General features: G+C 39.5%; 18 protein-coding genes. 12 read left to right on the top strand and 6 right to left on the bottom strand.

The window, feature by feature from the left end:
• Positions 1-23: 23 nt before the first annotated feature.
• From neuC to asnB, 3 genes are read left to right on the top strand one after another with little or no spacing between them, the layout of a single operon-like run.
• Entirely contained in the window at positions 24-1,181 is a 1,158-nt protein-coding gene (neuC, locus tag G529_RS0104760) for a UDP-N-acetylglucosamine 2-epimerase (protein ID WP_026914459.1), read from the top strand.
• 18 nt (positions 1,182-1,199) lie between these two features.
• The gene (locus G529_RS0104755) at positions 1,200-1,895 is read left to right on the top strand and encodes an acylneuraminate cytidylyltransferase family protein (RefSeq protein WP_026914458.1); all 696 of its coding nucleotides are present in this window, start codon (positions 1,200-1,202) and stop codon (positions 1,893-1,895) included.
• A 3-nt stretch (positions 1,896-1,898) separates the two neighbouring features.
• A complete protein-coding gene (gene asnB, locus G529_RS0104750) occupies positions 1,899-3,593 on the top strand; it encodes an asparagine synthase (glutamine-hydrolyzing) (protein ID WP_026914457.1) in 1,695 nt (564 codons plus the stop codon).
• 4 nt (positions 3,594-3,597) lie between these two features.
• Here asnB and G529_RS0104745 read toward each other — a convergent pair whose 3' ends face one another.
• Both G529_RS0104745 and G529_RS0104740 read right to left on the bottom strand, forming a co-directional pair.
• Positions 3,598-6,066 carry a polysaccharide biosynthesis tyrosine autokinase gene (locus G529_RS0104745; protein ID WP_026914456.1) on the bottom strand — a complete coding sequence of 823 codons (2,469 nt, stop codon included), beginning with the start codon at positions 6,064-6,066 and terminating at the stop codon, positions 3,598-3,600.
• Positions 6,066-6,854 carry a polysaccharide biosynthesis/export family protein gene (locus tag G529_RS0104740; RefSeq protein ID WP_026914455.1) on the bottom strand — a complete coding sequence of 263 codons (789 nt, stop codon included), beginning with the start codon at positions 6,852-6,854 and terminating at the stop codon, positions 6,066-6,068. Before G529_RS0104740 ends, G529_RS0104745 begins: the two co-directional genes overlap by 1 nt.
• Before the next feature lie 224 nt (positions 6,855-7,078).
• On the opposite strand from G529_RS0104740, the gene G529_RS0104735 reads away from it, so the two are divergent.
• The 9 genes from G529_RS0104735 to G529_RS0104695 all read left to right on the top strand — a co-directional run bounded on the left by G529_RS0104735 (position 7,079) and on the right by G529_RS0104695 (position 16,642).
• Positions 7,079-8,953 (top strand): ABC-F family ATP-binding cassette domain-containing protein, encoded by a 1,875-nt coding sequence (locus G529_RS0104735; protein ID WP_026914454.1) that lies wholly within the window; start codon positions 7,079-7,081, stop codon positions 8,951-8,953.
• A gap of 93 nt (positions 8,954-9,046) precedes the next feature.
• Positions 9,047-9,421, top strand: a complete 375-nt coding sequence (locus tag G529_RS0104730; protein WP_026914453.1) for a four helix bundle protein — start codon at positions 9,047-9,049, stop codon at positions 9,419-9,421.
• A 44-nt stretch (positions 9,422-9,465) separates the two neighbouring features.
• On the top strand, positions 9,466-10,272 hold the full coding sequence (locus tag G529_RS0104725) for an O-methyltransferase (RefSeq protein WP_026914452.1): 807 nt from the start codon (positions 9,466-9,468) through the stop codon (positions 10,270-10,272).
• Between the two features lie 43 nt (positions 10,273-10,315).
• Positions 10,316-11,020, top strand: coding sequence for an ABC transporter ATP-binding protein (locus tag G529_RS0104720; RefSeq protein WP_026914451.1), 705 nt, complete (start codon positions 10,316-10,318; stop codon positions 11,018-11,020).
• Between the two features lie 48 nt (positions 11,021-11,068).
• The gene (locus G529_RS16600) at positions 11,069-11,242 is read left to right on the top strand and encodes a hypothetical protein (RefSeq protein ID WP_169513775.1); all 174 of its coding nucleotides are present in this window, start codon (positions 11,069-11,071) and stop codon (positions 11,240-11,242) included.
• 79 nt (positions 11,243-11,321) lie between these two features.
• The gene (locus G529_RS0104710; RefSeq protein ID WP_026914450.1) at positions 11,322-11,894 is read left to right on the top strand and encodes a cob(I)yrinic acid a,c-diamide adenosyltransferase; all 573 of its coding nucleotides are present in this window, start codon (positions 11,322-11,324) and stop codon (positions 11,892-11,894) included.
• 152 nt (positions 11,895-12,046) lie between these two features.
• Positions 12,047-12,268 carry a DUF2795 domain-containing protein gene (locus tag G529_RS0104705; protein WP_008272287.1) on the top strand — a complete coding sequence of 74 codons (222 nt, stop codon included), beginning with the start codon at positions 12,047-12,049 and terminating at the stop codon, positions 12,266-12,268.
• An 87-nt stretch (positions 12,269-12,355) separates the two neighbouring features.
• Positions 12,356-15,712 carry a preprotein translocase subunit SecA gene (secA, locus tag G529_RS0104700; RefSeq protein ID WP_026914449.1) on the top strand — a complete coding sequence of 1,119 codons (3,357 nt, stop codon included), beginning with the start codon at positions 12,356-12,358 and terminating at the stop codon, positions 15,710-15,712.
• A 453-nt stretch (positions 15,713-16,165) separates the two neighbouring features.
• Positions 16,166-16,642: a DUF4199 domain-containing protein gene (locus tag G529_RS0104695; RefSeq protein ID WP_026914448.1), complete on the top strand. Its 477-nt coding sequence runs from the start codon at positions 16,166-16,168 to the stop codon at positions 16,640-16,642.
• Between the two features lie 32 nt (positions 16,643-16,674).
• Here the strand turns inward: G529_RS0104695 and G529_RS0104690 are convergent, their stop codons facing one another.
• The 4 genes from G529_RS0104690 to G529_RS0104675 are packed head-to-tail and all read right to left on the bottom strand — an operon-like array spanning position 16,675 to position 19,915.
• Entirely contained in the window at positions 16,675-17,352 is a 678-nt protein-coding gene (locus G529_RS0104690; protein ID WP_084509738.1) for a peptidoglycan DD-metalloendopeptidase family protein, read from the bottom strand.
• 38 nt (positions 17,353-17,390) lie between these two features.
• Positions 17,391-18,794, bottom strand: coding sequence for a DUF4097 family beta strand repeat-containing protein (locus tag G529_RS0104685; protein WP_026914446.1), 1,404 nt, complete (start codon positions 18,792-18,794; stop codon positions 17,391-17,393).
• Positions 18,775-19,386, bottom strand: a complete 612-nt coding sequence (locus tag G529_RS0104680) for a hypothetical protein (RefSeq protein ID WP_026914445.1) — start codon at positions 19,384-19,386, stop codon at positions 18,775-18,777. Before G529_RS0104680 ends, G529_RS0104685 begins: the two co-directional genes overlap by 20 nt.
• On the bottom strand, positions 19,370-19,915 hold the full coding sequence (locus G529_RS0104675) for an RNA polymerase sigma factor (protein ID WP_026914444.1): 546 nt from the start codon (positions 19,913-19,915) through the stop codon (positions 19,370-19,372). The genes G529_RS0104680 and G529_RS0104675 overlap by 17 nt, the downstream gene beginning before the upstream one ends.
• Between the last annotated feature and the right edge of the window lies 1 nt (position 19,916).

Genomic DNA, 19,916 nt, shown 5'->3' with positions numbered 1-19,916 from the left:
CATTAGCCTTAGATCCTTTTCATATGGAAAAACGCAAAATATGCGTCGTCATTACCGCCAGACCTTCCTACAGCAGGATAAAAACTGCCCTGGAGGCAATTAAAAAACATCCTAAGCTTCAACTTCAGCTTGTGATTGCAGGTTCAGCCCTTCTTGATAAATATGGTAACACCATAGATTTTATTGAAAAGGACGGTTTTACTGCAGATGCCAAAGTTTTTATGGTTCTGGAAGGTGAAAATCCAACCACTATGGCCAAAACTACAGGTTTAGGCCTTATGGAGTTAACCAATGTATTCTATAATTTAAAACCTGACGCTGTGGTAACCATAGCCGATCGTTTTGAGACCATCGCAACTTCCATTGCCGCAGCATATCAGAATATTCCGCTTATTCATATCCAGGGAGGAGAAGTGACGGGTAATATCGACGAAAAAGTACGGCATTGCAATACCAAACTGGCAGATTTACACCTGGTTTCCAGTGATGATGCCATGGGAAGGGTTATAAAGTTAGGGGAAGATCCCGAAACCGTAATAAACACAGGTTGTCCCTCCATAGATCTTGCCAGTAAAGTTCTCAAAAATCCACAGCTGGATTTCGATCCAATTGAAAAGTATGGAGGTGTTGGTAAAATTGGTAACTGGAAAGATGGCTATATTGTGGTAATGCAACATCCGGTAACTACGGAATACGCTGAGTCTAAAAAACATATAACAGAAACCTTAAAAGCGATTGAAAAATTAAATTATCCCTGTTTCTGGTTCTGGCCTAACTTGGATGCCGGAGCTGATGGGACTTCAAACGGCATAAGGTCATTCCGTGAAACAAATGATCTACGGAATATTAGATTTTTCAAAAATATGGAACCTATGGATTTTTTAAGACTTTTAAAAAATTCCAAAGCACTTATAGGCAATTCCAGCGTGGGAATCCGGGAATGTTCCTATCTCGGAATTCCGGTTGTAAATATAGGAACGAGACAAAACAGGAGGCTAAAAGCTGAAAATGTAAAAAACGTAAAGTACGATGCTTCTGAAATTATCCAAGCGACAAAGCAAGGCATCGAAAAAGCCCATTTTCAATCTTCAGAAATTTATGGAACTGGAAATTCCGGCAAAAAAATAGCCGAGATTATAGCCGATAGCAATCTTAAATCTTATAAAACGATCACCTATTAATTTTCAAAATCAGAATAAATGAAAATATTAGGTCTTATCCCGGCGAGAGGTGGAAGTAAGGGTATTCCCGGAAAGAATATTAAAATTCTCGGCAAAAAACCCTTAATTCAATATACTATTGAGAGTGCTAAAAAATCGGAAAACCTAGATTTCCTAATTACAAGTAGTGATGATGATCAGATCATCGAGACAGTTCAAAAATTGGGTGTTGAGGCTCCTTTCAAAAGACCTGGAAAACTTGCCGAAGATCATACGTCAAGCCTGGCAGTAATAAAGCATGCCTTAAATTATTTTGTTGAAAGGGAAATTTATTATGATGCGATCTGTTTATTACAGCCTACAACGCCCTTTCGTAAAAACGGTTTGATTGACGAAGCCATCAAAAGATTTACGGATAATGACTTTGATTCCTTGATTACCGTAAGGCAGGTACCGCAGGAGTTTAATCCACATTGGATTTTTAAAAATGTGGACGGCCACCTGAAACTGGCCACGGGTGAAAAGCAGATAATTTCCCGAAGACAGGAGCTACCGACAGCTTATCATCGGGATGGGGCAATATATCTAATCAAAACCGACGTGATTGTAGAACAGAATAGCTTATTCGGTCAAAAAATTGGTTTTATCGATACTACTCAAGATCCTTATGTAAATATTGATACTGTTTCAGACTGGCAGAAAGCGGAAGGTTTGCTGAAGCGATATAATTTTTAGTGTATGTGCGGAATTGCAGGAATAGTTGGCCCAAATCCAGATCCAAAAATCCTGGAAAGGATGCTGCAAAAAATAAGGCACAGAGGTCCGGATCACACCGAAAAATATTTTGATAAAAACTATGCTGCACTTGGCCATAACCGTCTCGCTATAATAGACCTGTCAGCAAATGCCAATGAGCCGTTTATCGATAATTCAGGCAGATATGTTTTAATCTTTAATGGAGAAATCTATAACTATCCTGAATTAAAAAGTCAGCTGAAAAATTCCTACGAATTTAGAACTCAATCTGATGTTGAAGTTTTACTGGCAGCCTATATTTTCTGGGGTAAGGAATGTCTTTCTAGATTTAACGGCATGTTCTCTTTCGCCATTTGGGATAATCAGGATAAAAAGCTTTTTGCTGCAAGAGATCGTTTTGGCGTCAAACCTTTCTATTATAAATTAGATGAGAACCATTTATATTTTGCCAGCGAGATCAAATCTCTGACTGATAAAAATCAACCTAACCTGGAAGTCTGGTCTTCATATTTCCAATTCGGCAATTATGGTATGCCCTGGGAAACATTTTATAAAGATGTTTTGCAATTACCCGGCGGATATAGTCTGCAATTTGAAAGCGGGAAGCTTAAAACTGAAAAATGGTATAGTTTAAAGGATAGAATAGTATTGCAGCAAGCATTAAATTTTGATGAAGCCAAAGATCATTATCTGGAATTATTAAAGGATTCCATAAGATTAAGGTTTAGAGCAGACGTGCCTGTAGGATTCAATCTTAGTGGTGGTGTGGATAGCTCATTATTACTTGCTCTGGTAAACCAATATCAAAGAAGCGATAATATTTCTGCCTTTACTTTTTATACAGGAGACTCCAGATATGACGAGATCCCATGGGTTGAAAAGATGATTCAGCGTACTCATAACCCACTGCACAAGATAATATTGCAAGCCGAGGAAATTGAAGAAAGATTAAGTTTTATATGTACTATTCAGGATGAACCGTTTGGTGGTATCCCTACCCTGGCTTATTCAAAAATTTTTCAGCAGGCATCAGCAAAAGGTATCAAGGTTTTACTGGACGGCCAGGGTATGGATGAACAATGGGCCGGTTATGATTATTATTTTCAAAATTCCGACTCTACTATTCAGGGAACTGCTGGAATTTCCCCATTTAAACCGAATATGCTTGATCCGGAATTTGCCGGTTTAGCTGGTAAACCGGAATTTGAAAAACCCTTCAAAGACACTTTATTAAACCTGCAATACAGAGATCTCTTCTATACAAAAATTCCCAGGGCTTTGCGTTTTAACGATAGGGTTTCCATGGCTTACAGCATCGAACTTAGGGAGCCATTCCTGGATTACAGACTTGTGGAATTTGCATTTGCTCAACCGAAAAGTTTTAAAATTTCAGATGGCAGTCAGAAATTTTTGCTGAGAGAATTAATAAAACCAATGGTTTCTGATGATATTTCTTATGCCCCAAAGCGCGCATTACAAACTCCGCAACGAGAATGGCTGGGAGATGAATTAAAAGAATTCGTGGAGGAGAAAATTCGAGATTTGAAGCTCTCTGCTTACTCAGAATGGTTTGACGCAAAAGAGATTGAAAACCAGTGGAAAATGTATCAATCAGGGCAAGAATATAGTAGTTTTCACATATGGCAATTGATTAATACGGCACAACTGCTTTACTAATACGTTATTCGAAGTTTCTCATAAATTTTCTCCACGACCTTTTCAACTGATGTGCTTTTGAAGGACTTGCACCATAGTATCCCTTTGCATATCTATTATAACCGTAGCCATAGCCGTAGCCGTAGCCGTAACCATAACCATAACCATATTTGGCGCTGTGTTGAAAATGGTTAAGAATAAAACTAATATTTTTAACCTCGCCTTTTTTAAATTTCTCGTTGATAGTCTCAAGCATACCCCTTTTTGTATAATCCTGACGAATCAAATAGAGAGTTGCATCAGCGTGTTTAACAAGGTTTAGCGCGTCTGCAACCATACCGATCGGCGGTGTATCGAGAATGATATAATCATATTCAGCCTTTAAACACTTTATCAATTCGTCCATTTTCTCAGTCATTAATAATTCTGAAGGATTAGGAGGAACCGGACCTGAAGTTATGACATCTAAATATGGTATTTCACTTCTCTGGATAATTTCTTCTTTTTTTGCTTGATCTATAAGATAATTTACTATCCCTAAATCATTATTTAATTTAAAATCATCAAAGATTTTTGGCTTTCGTAAATCTACCCCTACTAAAACCGTTTTTTTCTCGCTAAGTGCAAAAACTGTTGCCAAATTCATCGCACAGAAGGTTTTACCCTCACCGGAAACAGATGACGTTATAAGTACCGTTTTTGCACCAGTTAAGCCTTGTCGTTTATATAAGAATTGCAAACTTGATCTCAGGCCTCGAAAACTTTCCGAAATTGAGGATTTTGGTGAACTGAATACGGCGAGATTAGTATCTCCTTTATTTTTTCCAATCAAACCTATTATAGGTATCGCTGATAGTCGGGTAATTTCCTGTGCATTATGAATATTGGTATTTAAAAAAACCAAGAGGAATACAAATGTAAGGGGTACCAGACCTCCGGTCATTACTGCCATGACATAATTTAATTGGGTATCTGGTCCTATCCGGCCACCTCCTGTATCTTTAGCTTTGTCAATAACGAGAACATCGCTCACATTTGCAGCTTTAACTAAACCAGCTTCACTTCTTTTTTCAAGAAACATATTGTAAGTCCGTTCATTAATAGCATACTGTCTCTGAATTTTTAAAAGATCCTGTTCCTCTTGTGGCAAGGTCTTAATTTGAGATTCGTATCTACTTATTAGTCCGTTAATATCCCGTAATTCGGATTTCAATAAACCTGTAGAAGATTGAATATTTTCTAATAGCACAGCCTTAACAGAATTTATTTGCCTGTCTATATCGTTAAAAACAGGAGAGTTTTCTCTTAATGTATACTGATAATTACTTCTTTCCTCTGCTAATTGTATGATTCTAGATACCCCACTCGATATACTTCCTTCACTTATACCAGCAACACTTGGTGCAGGAACATTAGAGTAATCTGTTCGAGTTTGAAGGTAATCCTGAAGAGTATTATAGTAACTGATTTGTCTTCGAATCTGTTCTTTCTGAATATCTAAATCTGAAAGTCTCCCTGTTAATTGATCTCCTTCAGCAGAAATATTCAGTATGGAATTTTGATTTCTAAAATTATTCAGCGAATCCTGAACATTTTTCAATTGTGCTGCCTGTACGGCCAAGCTGCTATCAATAAAACGGATTGTTTTTGTTGCAAACAAATTCTTCCTTTCGAGCATATTTCTGCTCAAAACATCTATTGATCCATTCAGGTAATCTACAAGTCTCGTTTTATTTAATCCCGTTTGACTTAATTTCAAAATGGAAGATCCTTGACCCTGAGGTTGAACCGATACATTTCGATATCGTCCAACAGCACTATCAAAGTTCGAGAAACTAACATAGAATTTTTTATTAGGTTGTAAAGGTTGCTCCGTACGATGAACTATTCCATGGAAAAATGGTAGACTGATGCGTTCTCCTATTTTAAAATTTCTTTGGAACGGACCAGCTTCCATAACCCTAGTGTCATTTTCCTTTGAGAAGTAATTTGTTCGGGCTAGGTTGTTTGGTATCTCTGTAGAAATTTGAAAATTGGTTTCATCGATCATCACAAATGTTAGAATCACGTTATTTGCCTGAAACGATGTAGTGTCAGCATCAATTCTAAATGGAGTTCTGCCGTAGGCATCTATTCGCTGATATTCACCTTCCTCCAGATAATTGATATAGAACTGGAGATCTTCGACAACTTCTTCGTTATGAGATCTGGAATTTAGTATGGTTATTGCCGTACTTACTTTATCTGAGGTACCGCCCCAATTGAAAGTCAAACTAGTATTTGCAGTAAAAAATGGATTTTGATCATCTTTTATGGAAACAAGGTTATCCATTCTATAAACCGGTAATTTTCTTACATTATTGTAGTAAGCTACACCTAAACTAATACCAATAGATAATAAGATCAAATGCCAATAACTTAGGATTTTTAATACAAACCCCTTGAAGTCAAAGGTCGAACCTACATCGCTAATATGATCATCCTCATGCGCCATTAACGTGTTGCTATAAAATAAATTGACGTTGCTAAGGTTACCAGGCTTGCGATTGTACGAAAAACTTCTAAACCAGTTGTACCAATACCTAATGCTTTTTGAGGTAAAGGATTTACCACTATAATATCATGTGGTTGTATAAAATAGTAGGGACTATTAATGATATCAATATCTGTTACATCTAATGTATGAACTTCCTCCCCTGAAGGGTACTGTCTGATTAGCTTTACATTTTGCCTATCACCCAAAGCATCTATACCTCCTGCGTTCGCTATTGCTTCCATTATAGTAACTTGATTTTTATAAATTACCTGACTGCCCTGTCCTATTTCCCCAAGGGTCATATAACGAATTCCAGCTAGTTTTACGGTCACGAATATATTGGCCTCCTCTTTAAAATACTCTTCAAGCATTTTTTTCTCAATAAGCTGCCGAACTTCCGTTTCAGTATAACCTAAAACATTGATTTCTCCCATTGTTGGTACCCTAATATTACCATGATCATCGACGGTAAATCCATCGAAATAAACTGACTCTTCTGTGGTAGCAGTCAAATTTGACTCAGTAATTGGATTAAACATGCCTACCAATTCTTGGTCCAGAGCTTTCACCCGAATACTCAGTAAATCACCAGTCTGTATTCTATAAGGCTTCTTTAAACGTTCAATTTTTATGATACTATCCTTAAAATTTTCATTTTCCTGTAGATAAGAAATTCTTTTTGTAGATAAACAAGAAGTCAAAGTTAGTATGGTAGCGAGTAAAAGCAAAAAAGATTTAAGTCGCATAGAGAGCTTCACATTGTTTTAACAAATATAGTTTTTACGAGCTAATAATAAAATTTTACCGTTGAAATCTACCCGTCCTCGAACATTAATTTCAAATAAACCATCGTAAAACTTTTAGGCGCTCTATTTCAGTAATCTTTATACACTCTTATTTCTGCTAATTCTTCCCGCATAGTTCGTACTTTTGAACCCGTAACGGACAACAGAGAACTGATAACAATACCATGAATTACCTTTCAGTAGAAAATATAGCAAAGTCATACGGCGAACGTGTTTTATTCGAACAAATTAGCTTCGGAATTAACAAAGATCAGAAAGTGGGTTTTGTAGCCAAGAACGGGACTGGAAAAACCAGTTTATTAAACATTCTTGCCGGAACAGATTCCCCTGATGAAGGCCAGGTCATTTATCGCAACGATATTCGTGTTGCCTTCCTTTCCCAGGAACCTGATCTTGATCCAGAACTCACTATCGAGCAAAGTATTTTTTCCAGTGAAAATCCTACTCTGGAAGTGGTTGCTCAATATGAAAAGGCGATGGAAAACCCTGAGGATTCTGAGGCGCTGCAAAAGGCAATGGATGCCATGGAAGCTAATAATGCCTGGGATTTTGAAACCGAATTCAAACAAATTCTCTTCAAGCTTAACCTGGAAGATCTGCAGGCCGTTGTTAAAAATCTTTCCGGAGGGCAAAAAAAACGCTTGGCACTGGCCAGGATGCTTCTGAAAAAACCTGACTTTATTATCCTCGATGAACCTACCAACCACCTGGATCTTGATATGATCGAATGGCTGGAAGAATATTTCAGAAAACAGGATTTTACCATTTTTATGGTTACTCACGACCGTTATTTCCTGGAACGGGTCTGTAACGAAATCGTGGAGCTGGAAGACGGTAAATTATATACTTATAAAGGAAATTACTCCTATTACCTGGATAAAAAGGAAGAAAGACATCAGCTGGAAGCTACCAATACCGATAAAGCCCAGCAACTATACAAAAAGGAACTGGAATGGATGCGCCGCCAGCCAAAGGCCAGAACCACCAAATCAAAATCCAGGATCGAAGATTTTCACGAGATCAAACACCGTGCTGGTCAAAGAAGACAGGATCATAAGGTTCAGCTTGAACTGAACATGGAGCGTCTGGGTACCAAGATCGTGGAAATTCACAATATCTCTAAAGAGCTTGGCAGTAAAAAGCTGATGAAAAACTTCAGCTATAACTTTTTAAAAGGGGAGCGTATTGGAATTATTGGGAAAAACGGAACAGGAAAATCTACTTTTCTCAATATGCTTACCGGGAACATGGAGCCAGATACCGGCAAGATCGTTATCGGTGAAACGGTAAAGTTCGGATATTATACTCAGAAGGGTATTAAGATCAAGCCGGGACAGAAAGTGATTGAGGTGATTAAAGAGTTTGGCGATTACATTCCGCTTAAAAAGGGCCGACAGATCTCTGCGGAACAATTGCTGGAACGTTTTCTTTTCAGCAGAAAGAAGCAATATGATTTTGTGGAAAAACTGAGTGGTGGTGAAAAGAAACGACTTTACTTATGTACTGTTCTTATTCAGAATCCGAATTTCCTTATTCTCGATGAGCCTACCAATGACCTGGATGTACTTACGCTGAATGTCCTTGAAAATTTCCTAATGGATTTCCCGGGATGTATCATCGTGGTTTCTCACGACCGGTACTTTATGGACAAAATAACCGATCACCTCTTTGTATTCGAAGGTGGCGGCGCAATTACCGATTTCCCCGGAAATTACACCGACTATCGAGAGTACCAGGCATCCAAACCAAAACCTGAAGCGGTCGAAGCTGAGAAACCAGCAGATGCGAAAGAGAAAAAAGAATACAAATCCAGCAGTTCCGGAGCTTCACTTAGCTACAACGAAAAGAAGGAATTCAGCAAACTTGAAAAGGAGATCGCAAAACTGGAGCAGAAAAAAGAAAAAATTCAGCAAAGCTTCCTGGAAGAATTAAGCGGAGAGGAAGTCGCCGAAAGATCCAAAGAACTGAAGGAAGTTGAAGATACGATCGAGGAAAAAACCATGCGCTGGTTCGAGTTGATGGAAAAGCTGGAGGGGTAGTTTTTTGTGGAGCGTGACGAGTGGAGAGTGGAGAGTGGAGAGTGGAGAGTTTAATATGTTGGGACCCAATAATAATATTAAGTTTTAGTTTGTATGAGCGAGGTGAAATTTATTTTTGAAGATTTAAAAGTATATCAAAAAGCATTGGATTTTGCAGATACTGCTTATGATCTTAGCTCCAAGTTTCCTAATTCTGAAAAGTATGGTTTGAGTTCTCAATTTATCAGAGCAGCGGTTTCTATAGCTTTAAATACAGCCGAAGGCTCTGGAGATTCTGATCCTCAATTCCACCGCTTTCTTCAAATTGCAGAAGGTTCCGTTAGAGAATGTGTCACCTGTTGTGCTATTGCCTTTCGAAGAAATTATATTTCAGAATTAGAAAATAATAACGCACGCAACAAATTACTTGAACTACTTAAAATGATAAGAAGTCTTCAATATTACCTGAAAAATAAGAAAACCAATTAAAACGCCACTGTTCACTTTCCACTCTCCACTAAGATCTAACTACCTTGTACTTCCAACTCAAATCCTATATCAACTTTCTCCTGAAAAGCCAGAACCAACACGGTCTTCACTCCCCTTTTGTTTATAATTTGGTGACCAGATGCTTTTATGATACAACGGAACATTCAGAATATGCACAGATCAAAGAGTTTCGGAATGATCTTCTTCGGAATAAAGAAATTATTGAAGTAGAAGATTTTGGTGCCGGAAGCAGGGTTTTTAATTCCAATCAAAGACCGGTGCATGCCATCGCGAAAAATGCCGGGATCACACTTTTCAGAGCCAGATTATTAGCGAGGATCGTGAATTATCTGAAGGTGAAAAATGCCCTGGAACTTGGAACATCACTAGGCATCGCTTCCGCAGCCATGGCAGCAAACAGGGGTACAAATTTAATCACTATCGAAGGCTGCAAAGAAACCGCCGGGATCGCCCAGCAACAATTTGATAAGTTTGGGTTTGACAATATTGACCTGAGAGTTGACAAAATTGAATATGTCATTTCTGATCTAACTGGAAAATTCCGACCAACCACTAGCAAACAGAAAACTTCAGAGAAATTCGATCTTATATATTTCGACGGAAATCACCACAAGCAGGCTACACTGGAATATTTCCTGAAGCTCTTACCTCTAGCACACAACGATTCTGTTTTCATTTTTGACGACATCCACTGGTCTGCTGAAATGCAGGAAGCCTGGAAAGAAATTAAAGAACACCCGCAGGTTCGGGTTTCAATTGATACGTATCAATGGGGTTTGGTCTTCTTCCGAAGTGAACAGGTAAAAGAGCATTTTACGATTAGGGTGTAACAAATTAGTTGAATCGCCGTCAAACAAGCGTAAATTCAATTTCATGAGTAAAGTAATCGAAATTCGTAGTATTACCAGGGACTTTCCACTGGGACAGGAAGTTGTCAAAGTTCTGAAAGGTATCGACCTGGATATTGAACGTGGAGAATATGTCGCGATCATGGGCCCTTCAGGTTCAGGGAAATCTACCTTGATGAATCTCCTGGGCTGCCTGGATACTCCTACTTCCGGTTCTTATATATTAAATGGAAAAGACGCCAGCAAAATGAGTGATGATGAACTGGCTGAAATTCGGAATAAAGAAATTGGATTTGTATTTCAAACCTTCAACTTACTTCCCAGAACAACTGCACTCGACAACGTAGCTTTACCAATGGTCTATGCCGGGGCAACAAAATCGCAACGCAAGGATCGGGCGGAAGAAGTGCTTCGCAGTGTGGGACTTGGTGACCGAATGGATCATAAACCCAATCAGCTTTCAGGAGGACAGCGACAGCGGGTTGCTGTAGGCCGTGCACTGGTAAACAAACCCTCCATCATACTGGCCGATGAGCCAACCGGAAACCTGGATTCCAAAACTTCAGTAGAGATCATGCACCTTTTTGATGAGATCCACGCCGCAGGAAACACCGTGATCCTGGTCACCCACGAAGAAGATATCGCTGAACACGCACACAGAGTCATTCGATTAAAAGATGGAAGAATAGAGACCGATGAACGTAAAACTCTCCATACTCCCACCGTCTAACTCAACATTTTAAGGTTTTTTGTAACTTTAAGCCTCTAAACACATCTCATGATCGAACTTGATAGGGAAACCTGGCTATACCTTCTAATCATCGTAGCTATTCTCGCATTTTTTCTATGGAATTCCAATCGTAGTAAGAAAATCAAGAAAGAGCGAAAGAATCGTAATTTCAGAAAACGCTATCTCGAACGTAAAAAGGAAAAAGAATCTGATCTTCTTTGATGTTCTGAGATGTTAAGCTATCCCCATTATTTTTCTTAGCTTCCTTAAGTTCGTACTTTTATCCTGATAAAATTTTGCCATGAAAATATATACCAAAACCGGGGACAAAGGTTCCACTTCCCTGTTTGGAGGAACAAGGGTTCCCAAACATCATATTCGTATTGAAAGCTATGGAACGGTAGACGAATTGAATTCTCATATTGGTTTGTTGAGAGATCAGCCCGTAGACGATAGCACTAAAAATTTACTCATCGAGATCCAGGACAGATTATTTACCATTGGAGCAGTACTGGCGACAGACCCTGAAAAGGAAAAACTAAAGAACGGTAAGGATCGTTTGAATATTCCAAAAGTGTCTGACGCTGATATCGAAAAACTGGAACAGGCGATCGACCAGATGAATACTGAATTGCCTGAAATGACGCATTTCGTTCTTCCTGGCGGTCACCAAAGCGTGTCATTCTGTCACATAGCTCGTTGCGTATGCCGAAGAGCAGAACGTATTTCTACAGCTTTATATGACATAGAACCGTTTCAGGATCAGGTTTTGGTGTATTTAAACCGACTATCAGACTATCTGTTTGTGCTGGCACGCTTGTTGTCTCATTCGTTGCAAGCTGAAGAAATTCAATGGATCCCTAAAAAATCCTGAATTGATTAGATTTTCACCATGTTCATTAGAAATAATGTAAATAATGCTTGAAATCTTTACGTTCTTATCATTATTGTGTAAATAATAGATTTTTTTCTTGGCTATTAGAGCAAAAAAATTATTTTTGCCAAAATTTAAAACCCGATTAATCAATGTATTGGACTTTAGAATTAGCATCTTATTTAAGTGATGCACCCTGGCCGGCCACCAAAGACGAGTTAATAGACTACGCAATTAGAACAGGAGCACCGCTTGAAGTTGTCGAAAATTTACAGGCAATCGAAGATGAAGGTGATTCCTACGATTCTATCGAAGAGATCTGGCCGGATTATCCAACAGATGAAGATTACCTCTGGAATGAGGATGAATATTAAAATATAACACGTAGAAAATAGGGAAAAGTCTCAATCATGAGGCTTTTTTTTTGCGTAAATTTGAACCCCTTAAATAAAAAAACTACTATGAGTTTTTTAAATACCGTATTAAAAGCTTTCGTTGGAGATAAATCCAAGAAAGACGTTAAAGCAATTCAACCAATTGTAGATAAGATCAAGGCGCTTGAGTCCAAATTTGAGGCTATGAGCCTGGATGAATTGCGTGCTAAGACTGCTGAATTCAAAACACAGATCTCCAATGCAACCCAGGAGGTGCGAGATAAGATAGAAGCACTAAACAAGGAAGCTGATGAGATCGACGATATTACACGCAAGGAAGATATTTATGCTGAAGTTGATGCGCTCAAAGATAAATCTTACGAACTTTCTGAAGCTGTTCTTAATGATATCTTACCGGAAGCTTTTGCAGTTGTAAAAGAAACCGCCAAACGTTTTTGTAATAATCCGCAATTAAAGGTTCAGGCCTCTGCTTACGACAGAGAACTTTCCGCAGAAAAAGACTATGTAAATCTTGAAGGAGATCATGCGATCTGGAACAATTCCTGGGATGCGGCCGGGAAACCAGTTACCTGGGACATGATCCATTACGACGTACAGCTTATTGGTGGGGTCGCCATGCATCAGGGAAAAATTGCAGAGATGCAAACCGGTGAAGGTAAAACCCTTGTAGCAACATTACCTGTTTACCTGAATGCACTTACCGGCAATGGTGTACACCTGGTAACGGTGAACGATTACCTGGCCAAACGTGATAGCGCATGGATGGCTCCAATATTTCAATTCCATGGCTTAAGCGTGGATTGTATCGATTACCATCGCCCGAATTCTGCCGCCCGTAGAAAGGCTTATAATGCGGATATTACCTATGGAACCAATAACGAATTCGGTTTTGACTACCTGAGGGATAATATGTCTCATTCACCAAATGATCTTGTACAGCGACCGCATAATTACGCGATCGTGGATGAGGTGGATTCAGTATTGATCGATGATGCACGTACGCCTTTGATCATTTCCGGTCCCGTGCCTAAGGGAGATACTCATGAGTTTATGGAGCTGAAGCCTGCGATCGCCAATATCGTGGAGGTACAGCGTAAATATCTTGTCAAGGTCCTGGCAGAAGCTAAAAAACTGATCAAAGAAGGTGACACCAAAGAAGGTGGTTTCCAGTTATTAAGAGTGTACCGTGGTCTTCCGAAGAATAAAGCATTAATAAAATTCCTGAGTGAGGAAGGTGTGAAGCAATTACTGCAGAAAACCGAGAATCACTACATGCAGGACAATAATCGTGAAATGCCGAAGGTGGATGCCGAGCTGTATTTTACGATCGAAGAGAAAAGCAACCAGATAGATCTTACCGATAAGGGGATAGAGTTTCTTTCCGGAAAGAATGATCCGGACTTTTTCGTGATGCCTGAAATTGGAATGGAGATCGCGAAAATAGAAAAAGAAGGACTTTCTGCTGAAGAAGAGGCTGAAAAGAAAGAAGAACTTTTTAGAGAATATTCAGTAAAAAGTGAACGTATTCATACGCTTCGACAGTTATTGAAATCTTATACCCTGTTCGAAAAAGATACTGAATATGTGGTGATGGATAACAAAGTGAAGATCGTAGATGAACAGACTGGTCGTATTATGGATGGGCGTCGTTATAGTGACGGACTCCACCAGGCGATCGAGGCAAAAGAGAATGTAAAGATCGAAGATGCTACGCAAACCTTCGCTACGGTAACCCTTCAGAATTACTTCAGAATGTACCGCAAACTTTCGGGGATGACCGGTACTGCGGTGACTGAAGCCGGGGAATTCTGGGAGATCTATGAACTTGATGTGGTGGAAATCCCTACCAACAGGCCTATCGCCAGAAACGACAAAGAGGATTTGGTTTATAAGACCAAACGTGAAAAATACAATGCGGTGATCGATCATGTGACCGATCTTTCGAATGCGGGCAGACCGGTACTTATTGGTACTACTTCCGTAGAAATTTCAGAATTATTAAGCCGAATGCTGAAGCTTCGAAATGTACCGCATAACGTACTGAACGCGAAACGCCATAAGCAGGAGGCCGATATTGTTGCTGAAGCTGGTAATGCGGGTATCGTAACTATCGCCACCAACATGGCCGGTCGTGGTACCGACATTAAACTAAGCAAGGAAGTTAAAGATGCCGGTGGTCTGGCTATCGTTGGTACAGAGCGGCATGACTCAAGGCGTGTGGACAGGCAGTTACGTGGTCGTGCTGGTAGACAGGGTGACCCGGGTAGTTCACAGTTCTATGTGTCTCTGGAAGATAACCTGATGAGATTATTTGGTTCTGAAAGAATTGCCAAACTAATGGACCGTATGGGTCTGGAAGAAGGTGAAGTGATTCAGCATTCCATGATCTCGAAATCTATTGAAAGAGCTCAGAAGAAAGTTGAGGAAAATAACTTTGGAGTACGTAAACGCTTGCTCGAGTATGATGATGTAATGAATGCACAGCGTGAGGTAATCTACAAACGTCGTTATCATGCCTTGTTTGGGGATAGATTACGTGTGGATCTCGCAAATATGATCTTCGATATTTCTGAAGGTATTGCTGAAACCAATAAAGGTGCCGATGATTATAAGAATTTTGAGTTTGAGCTAATCAGGAATTTTTCTATGAGTTCTCCTGTTTCTGAAGCTGAATTTAAAAAGATGACTGCTCAGAAGCTTGCCGGTGAAGTCTATAAGGCTGCTTATGAACATTATGATACCAAAATGGCTCATAATGCTGAACGGGCATTCCCGGTTATAAAGCAGGTGCATGAAGATGAGCGTAACAATTTTGAAAGAATTTCGGTTCCGTTTACAGATGGTACGAAAACCCTGAGCGTGGTGACCAATCTTCAGAAAGCTTATGAAACTGAAGGAAAGCAGCTTATCAAAGATTTTGAGAAGAATATCACCCTCGCGATTATTGACGAGGCCTGGAAGACTCATTTGAGGAAGATGGATGAGCTGAAGCAAAGTGTTCAGTTAGCTGTGCATGAGCAGAAGGATCCATTGCTTATCTACAAATTTGAAGCATTTGAACTTTTTAAATCCATGCTCGAAACTGTTAACCGTGATGTAATGTCGTTCCTGTTCAAAGGTGAAATTCCAACGGCAAGCGTCCCGAACATTCAGGAAGCAAAACAGGTCCAGCAGAAAGAAAAAGTTGAAACTAAAAAAGAAGAAATTCCTAATATGGACGAGCGCGCTGCACAAAGCAGAGCTGCGGGTGATACTCAGCGTAAACCGGAGATCACAGAAACCATCACCAGGGATAGACCTAAAATTGGAAGAAACGACAAGGTTACTTTAAAGAATGTATTAAGTGGCGAAACCAAAGCCATGAAATTCAAACAAGCGATTCCTTTGTTAGATAAAGGAGACTGGGTTCTGGTAGATGAATAAGAACCTGGATCTTTGAATAGAATAGCCTGAAGTTAAATCTTCAGGCTTTTTTATTGTTAGTACTTGCTAGATAAAAACCCGCACTTCGACAGGCTCAGTGCTGCATATCGTAATTAAATAGTTTGAATCAATTCGTTGCCCTCCTAAGCCTGTCGAAGTATGAGCAATTACTAAAAACTACCTCAATACATATCCACCCGCACTTCGACAAGCTCAGTGCTACATAGTATTGTTATATTTTTGAGGCCGACCATTGCCATCCTGAGCCTGTCGAAGGATGAGCAATTACTAAAAACTACTTCAAAACATAAAAACCCGCACTTCGACAGGCTCAGTGCTGCATAGTATATTTAATAAAATTTCAGCCAGATTCATACAGCAATCGCTGTTCACTAGAGAACCTTTAGTGAGCATTATATTATTTTGTAATTTTAACAAATCAAACTATCAGTAATGAAGCGTTTTGCGATAGAAATTAAATGGGGAGTTATTTTTACGGTCATATCCCTGTTATGGATGTATCTTGAAAAGACACTGGGCTGGCATGACGAACTTATTGCCAAACACGCCATCTACACTAATCTATTTGGAATTGTAGCGATCCTGATTTACGTACTTGCGCTACTGGACAAGCGGAAGAATTTCTTTAAAGGTAAAATGAACTGGTCTCAGGGTTTTGTTTCCGGAATTGTGGTAAGTATAGTTGTTGCAATTCTCACACCACTGGCACAGTACATTACACATGCTTATATCACTCCGCAATACTTTCCCAATATTATAGATCATGCTGTGGAAAATGGCAGTATGACGCGTGAAGCCGCAGAGGAGTATTTCAACCTTACTTCCTATATCCTTCAGTCGTTCTTCTTTGCCCTGGTGGTAGGAGTAGTGACCTCAGCAATTGTTGCTCTGTTTGTTCGCAGGAAGTAATATTGATCACATTGATTTCCGAAGAGAAAATTTTAAATTTTAAGCAATAGATTTGGATCAGGACAATTCTGCAGATAATCTTCTAAATCTTCCTTTCGAACCACTCCTGGATAATCTCCTCTCTTCCCCTGTAGATCTTTGATAACCTGGAAATGCAGATGTGGCGCGTAATCACCATTCTCATCCAGGTTCCCAAGTTCTGCAATTTTTTCACCTTTTTTAAATATCATCCCTGTTTCCAGATTTTCCAGGGAGGCCCTTGATAAGTGTCCGTACAATGTATAAAATATTTCGTCTTCATACTCATGCTCAAGAATGATGGTAGGCCCATAATCTCCAAAATTGGAATTATCCTGAAAACTATGCAGCTTCCCAGCCAGAGGAGCAATGATATCTGTAAAAGCAGGAACCCAGACGTCCAGGCCTATATGAATATTACGATTTGAATGGGATTGGTTAAATAATTCGCTACGATTATACAAGGTTCTGAGTTCATTGTAACCTCCAAAAGCAGCTTTCGCAGAACGATTCCGAAGATATTCATCTATCAAAACTGAAAAAGCAGCAGAGGATGCTACTTCCAGTTTTAGCAGATCTCTGTTATTTTGGGAAAGATCGATATATTCATAATCTTCTTTCGAATAGTTACCACCCACAACCGGAGTGAATTCTGAAGTGAGACTTTGTATAAAATTGGAAAATTCCATCATTGCATTTAGCTTCTAACGCCAAATGTAATCGCTAGAACTTAATTTATCAATACATCGCTATAATTTGCCTTGATCGTGATATTTCCATTCCCATCTGCAGATTTAAAATAACCATTCAACATCTCATTATCGTATGATTTGGTGGACTTTAACTTCATCCCGGCAGGATGCTTTAAATTGCTTTGCATACCGTTAAAACTAAAGTTGAAAGCTGTTTCTGGTATACTCAGTTCCAGATCGCTGTTTTCCAGGCTAATATTCAAATCCTGGAATCCTGCACCCAGGTTTTTAATGTCAAGCTTGCCAAAACTGCCACTAAGCACTCCTGTTTTTCGAAGTTCATTGATGACCACATCACTACTGTTGGATTCCAGCTTGATGCTTACTGCTTTATCTATCGTACAGTTCTTTACAAACTCTGTACTAAGTACCCCATAGTCCCAATACGCGACTTTTACAGGTGTATACGCGGCCTTGATTCTTGTATCTCTTCCGGTAAGCCTGTTGGCAGAAAGCCGACTGTGAGATAGATCGGCTTTCAGGTTATTAACAGTACTTCCCAGCTTTAATTCCCCGTGACGAACGTTAAGATCCAGTTTCGCATCCTTCGGAATTTTGATCCTGATGGTTTTCTGCGTTTTTGATCCGCTCATTTCACTATTTCCAGTGAACATATGTCCTCCATTGGCTTCCATTTGAGCTTCAAACTTTTTACCGAAGTTTTCGCCCCAGGCTTCCATTTTCTTGCCGAACTCTTCTCCCCAGGCTTCCATGTCCTTTTCAAAGTCCTTGCCCCAGGCCTCCATTTTTACTTCATATTCTTTCTCCCATTTTTCTGAATTCTTTTCCACTTCAGCAGCCCACTTCTCCATCTTGGCTTCATATTCCTTACCGAATTTTTTATCCATTTTGGACTCCCACTTCTCAAGGTATTTATCCCCGTCCTTCTTATAAGCTTTATAGTCGAATTTCCATTCATCCATATCATCAGCAAAACCTTCCGGTAGCGGATTTTGAGCAATATTTGCCAGCAAGGGTCCTACAAGTTCGTTCATCATAGGCTGCAGCATTTCCGGTAACATGGATAAAGGTTCTTCAAGTCCTGAGAGATCCAGGTCCAGATTCATGTTCATATTCATATTCCCGCCTCCGCTGGATTTTATTTTTACACGATCGCCAGTTTTTGATGTTTTTACTTCCCAGTTATCCAGAATTTCTTTCCTGCTTTCTTTACTGCCGGAGTTTCCATCCAGAAAAGCCTCTACCGCAACCTCATTCCTGTCCCAGTTCTCCACGATGATATTGGTATACCTCGAATCCAGTTCTACGGTGACATTGGCAGATGTTTTATAGGTATTCTTCAGTTTGCTTGTTTGCGCAAAGGATGCTGCCGTGATAAAGAGCAGTATGAATCCCAGATATTTATGCTTGATAGTTTTCATTTTTAAGGTCTTTTGATTGTTCGATTTCATTTAATTTGTTCTTCAATTTCTTAAGAAGATCCAGTCGAAGCTGTAAGTTCGCGATCATGGCCTCTACTGTCTCCTCATTCAAACCAGTTTCCTGAATTTCCGCGTTCAGTGCGATATATTCATCATTCAGGGTTTCCAGTTTTCTCATAAATGCATCTATAAGTTCTTTGTTTCCCGGAGTCATATCCAGTTTGGCCAATTGAATATTTAAACTGGCCATATAGTAATCTTCTATCTTTTTGAATTCTGGTGAAACATCACTCAATCTGTAGTCTGTCTCTGGAGTTTCCTTCGATTCTGCTTTTTCTTCGGAAGGAGTTTCGACCAATTGAGGTGAATTAGCTGTTTCAGCTTCATTATTACTGAAGTATAAGAACGCTCCCACTGCAAGAGCGATCACAAGTCCTGCCGCTATCTTAAGAAAATAAAACCTGTTCGTTTTTTTCTTCATCGGCATGGCCTTATTCAATCGATCTTCAAAACGTTGCTGGTGCCCGGGCTGAAGTTTGTCTACTTCCTGTTCAGGATTTTCCTGAAACATCTTCCTAATATCCTGTCCCATGATTCAAATATTTTAATTCTTCCTGCAATTTCTTTTTACCTCTATGCACCAGTGTTCTTGATGCCACCTGGCTTATATCCAGGATTTCACTTATTTCTTCGTGATCATAACCTTCCACCAGGTAGAGCATTAATGGATATTTATATTTCTCGGGAAGTTCCTGCATTTTCAATTTAATTTCCTCGATCCCGATCCCCTCGTCCACCTGCCAGTCGTTTTCTTCTTCCACAGTGCCAAGCGTTTGCTCATTAATGGCTACCAGTTCCATTCTTCTTGCCTTCAGTTTGTCCAGACATTTATTGATCACGATCTTCTTTAACCAGGCACCAAAGGTGACCTCGCCATTGAATTGATGTAATTTTGAGAAAGCTTTGATAAATGCTTCCTGCATAGCATCCTCCGCCTCCATCGTATCTTTCATAAATCTCAACGCCACATAATACATCCCGTCACAATACTTGTTGTACAGCTTCAACTGCGCCCTTCGGCTGTTGTTTTGGCAAGCTTCTATTAGCTTATGCTGTATCAAT

Origin of the sequence: Christiangramia portivictoriae DSM 23547, assembly GCF_000423045.1 — a bacterium.
Lineage (GTDB): Bacteria > Bacteroidota > Bacteroidia > Flavobacteriales > Flavobacteriaceae > Christiangramia > Christiangramia portivictoriae.
The sequence above is the reverse complement of the archived record's forward strand: the minus strand, read 5'-3'. Positions and strand labels throughout refer to the sequence as shown.

What these genes read in the sequence shown, in the direction of transcription:
- neuC (WP_026914459.1), top strand. Translation starts at nt 24, where the DNA reads ATGGAAAAACGCAAAATATGCGTCGTCATTACCGCCAGACCTTCCTAC.
- G529_RS0104755 (WP_026914458.1), top strand. Translation starts at nt 1,200, where the DNA reads ATGAAAATATTAGGTCTTATCCCGGCGAGAGGTGGAAGTAAGGGTATT.
- asnB (WP_026914457.1), top strand. Translation starts at nt 1,899, where the DNA reads ATGTGCGGAATTGCAGGAATAGTTGGCCCAAATCCAGATCCAAAAATC.
- G529_RS0104745 (WP_026914456.1), bottom strand. Translation starts at nt 6,066, where the DNA reads ATGGCGCATGAGGATGATCATATTAGCGATGTAGGTTCGACCTTTGAC.
- G529_RS0104740 (WP_026914455.1), bottom strand. Translation starts at nt 6,854, where the DNA reads ATGCGACTTAAATCTTTTTTGCTTTTACTCGCTACCATACTAACTTTG.
- G529_RS0104735 (WP_026914454.1), top strand. Translation starts at nt 7,079, where the DNA reads ATGAATTACCTTTCAGTAGAAAATATAGCAAAGTCATACGGCGAACGT.
- G529_RS0104730 (WP_026914453.1), top strand. Translation starts at nt 9,047, where the DNA reads ATGAGCGAGGTGAAATTTATTTTTGAAGATTTAAAAGTATATCAAAAA.
- G529_RS0104720 (WP_026914451.1), top strand. Translation starts at nt 10,316, where the DNA reads ATGAGTAAAGTAATCGAAATTCGTAGTATTACCAGGGACTTTCCACTG.
- G529_RS16600 (WP_169513775.1), top strand. Translation starts at nt 11,069, where the DNA reads ATGATCGAACTTGATAGGGAAACCTGGCTATACCTTCTAATCATCGTA.
- G529_RS0104710 (WP_026914450.1), top strand. Translation starts at nt 11,322, where the DNA reads ATGAAAATATATACCAAAACCGGGGACAAAGGTTCCACTTCCCTGTTT.
- G529_RS0104705 (WP_008272287.1), top strand. Translation starts at nt 12,047, where the DNA reads ATGTATTGGACTTTAGAATTAGCATCTTATTTAAGTGATGCACCCTGG.
- secA (WP_026914449.1), top strand. Translation starts at nt 12,356, where the DNA reads ATGAGTTTTTTAAATACCGTATTAAAAGCTTTCGTTGGAGATAAATCC.
- G529_RS0104695 (WP_026914448.1), top strand. Translation starts at nt 16,166, where the DNA reads ATGAAGCGTTTTGCGATAGAAATTAAATGGGGAGTTATTTTTACGGTC.
- G529_RS0104690 (WP_084509738.1), bottom strand. Translation starts at nt 17,352, where the DNA reads ATGATGGAATTTTCCAATTTTATACAAAGTCTCACTTCAGAATTCACT.
- G529_RS0104685 (WP_026914446.1), bottom strand. Translation starts at nt 18,794, where the DNA reads ATGAAAACTATCAAGCATAAATATCTGGGATTCATACTGCTCTTTATC.
- G529_RS0104680 (WP_026914445.1), bottom strand. Translation starts at nt 19,386, where the DNA reads ATGGGACAGGATATTAGGAAGATGTTTCAGGAAAATCCTGAACAGGAA.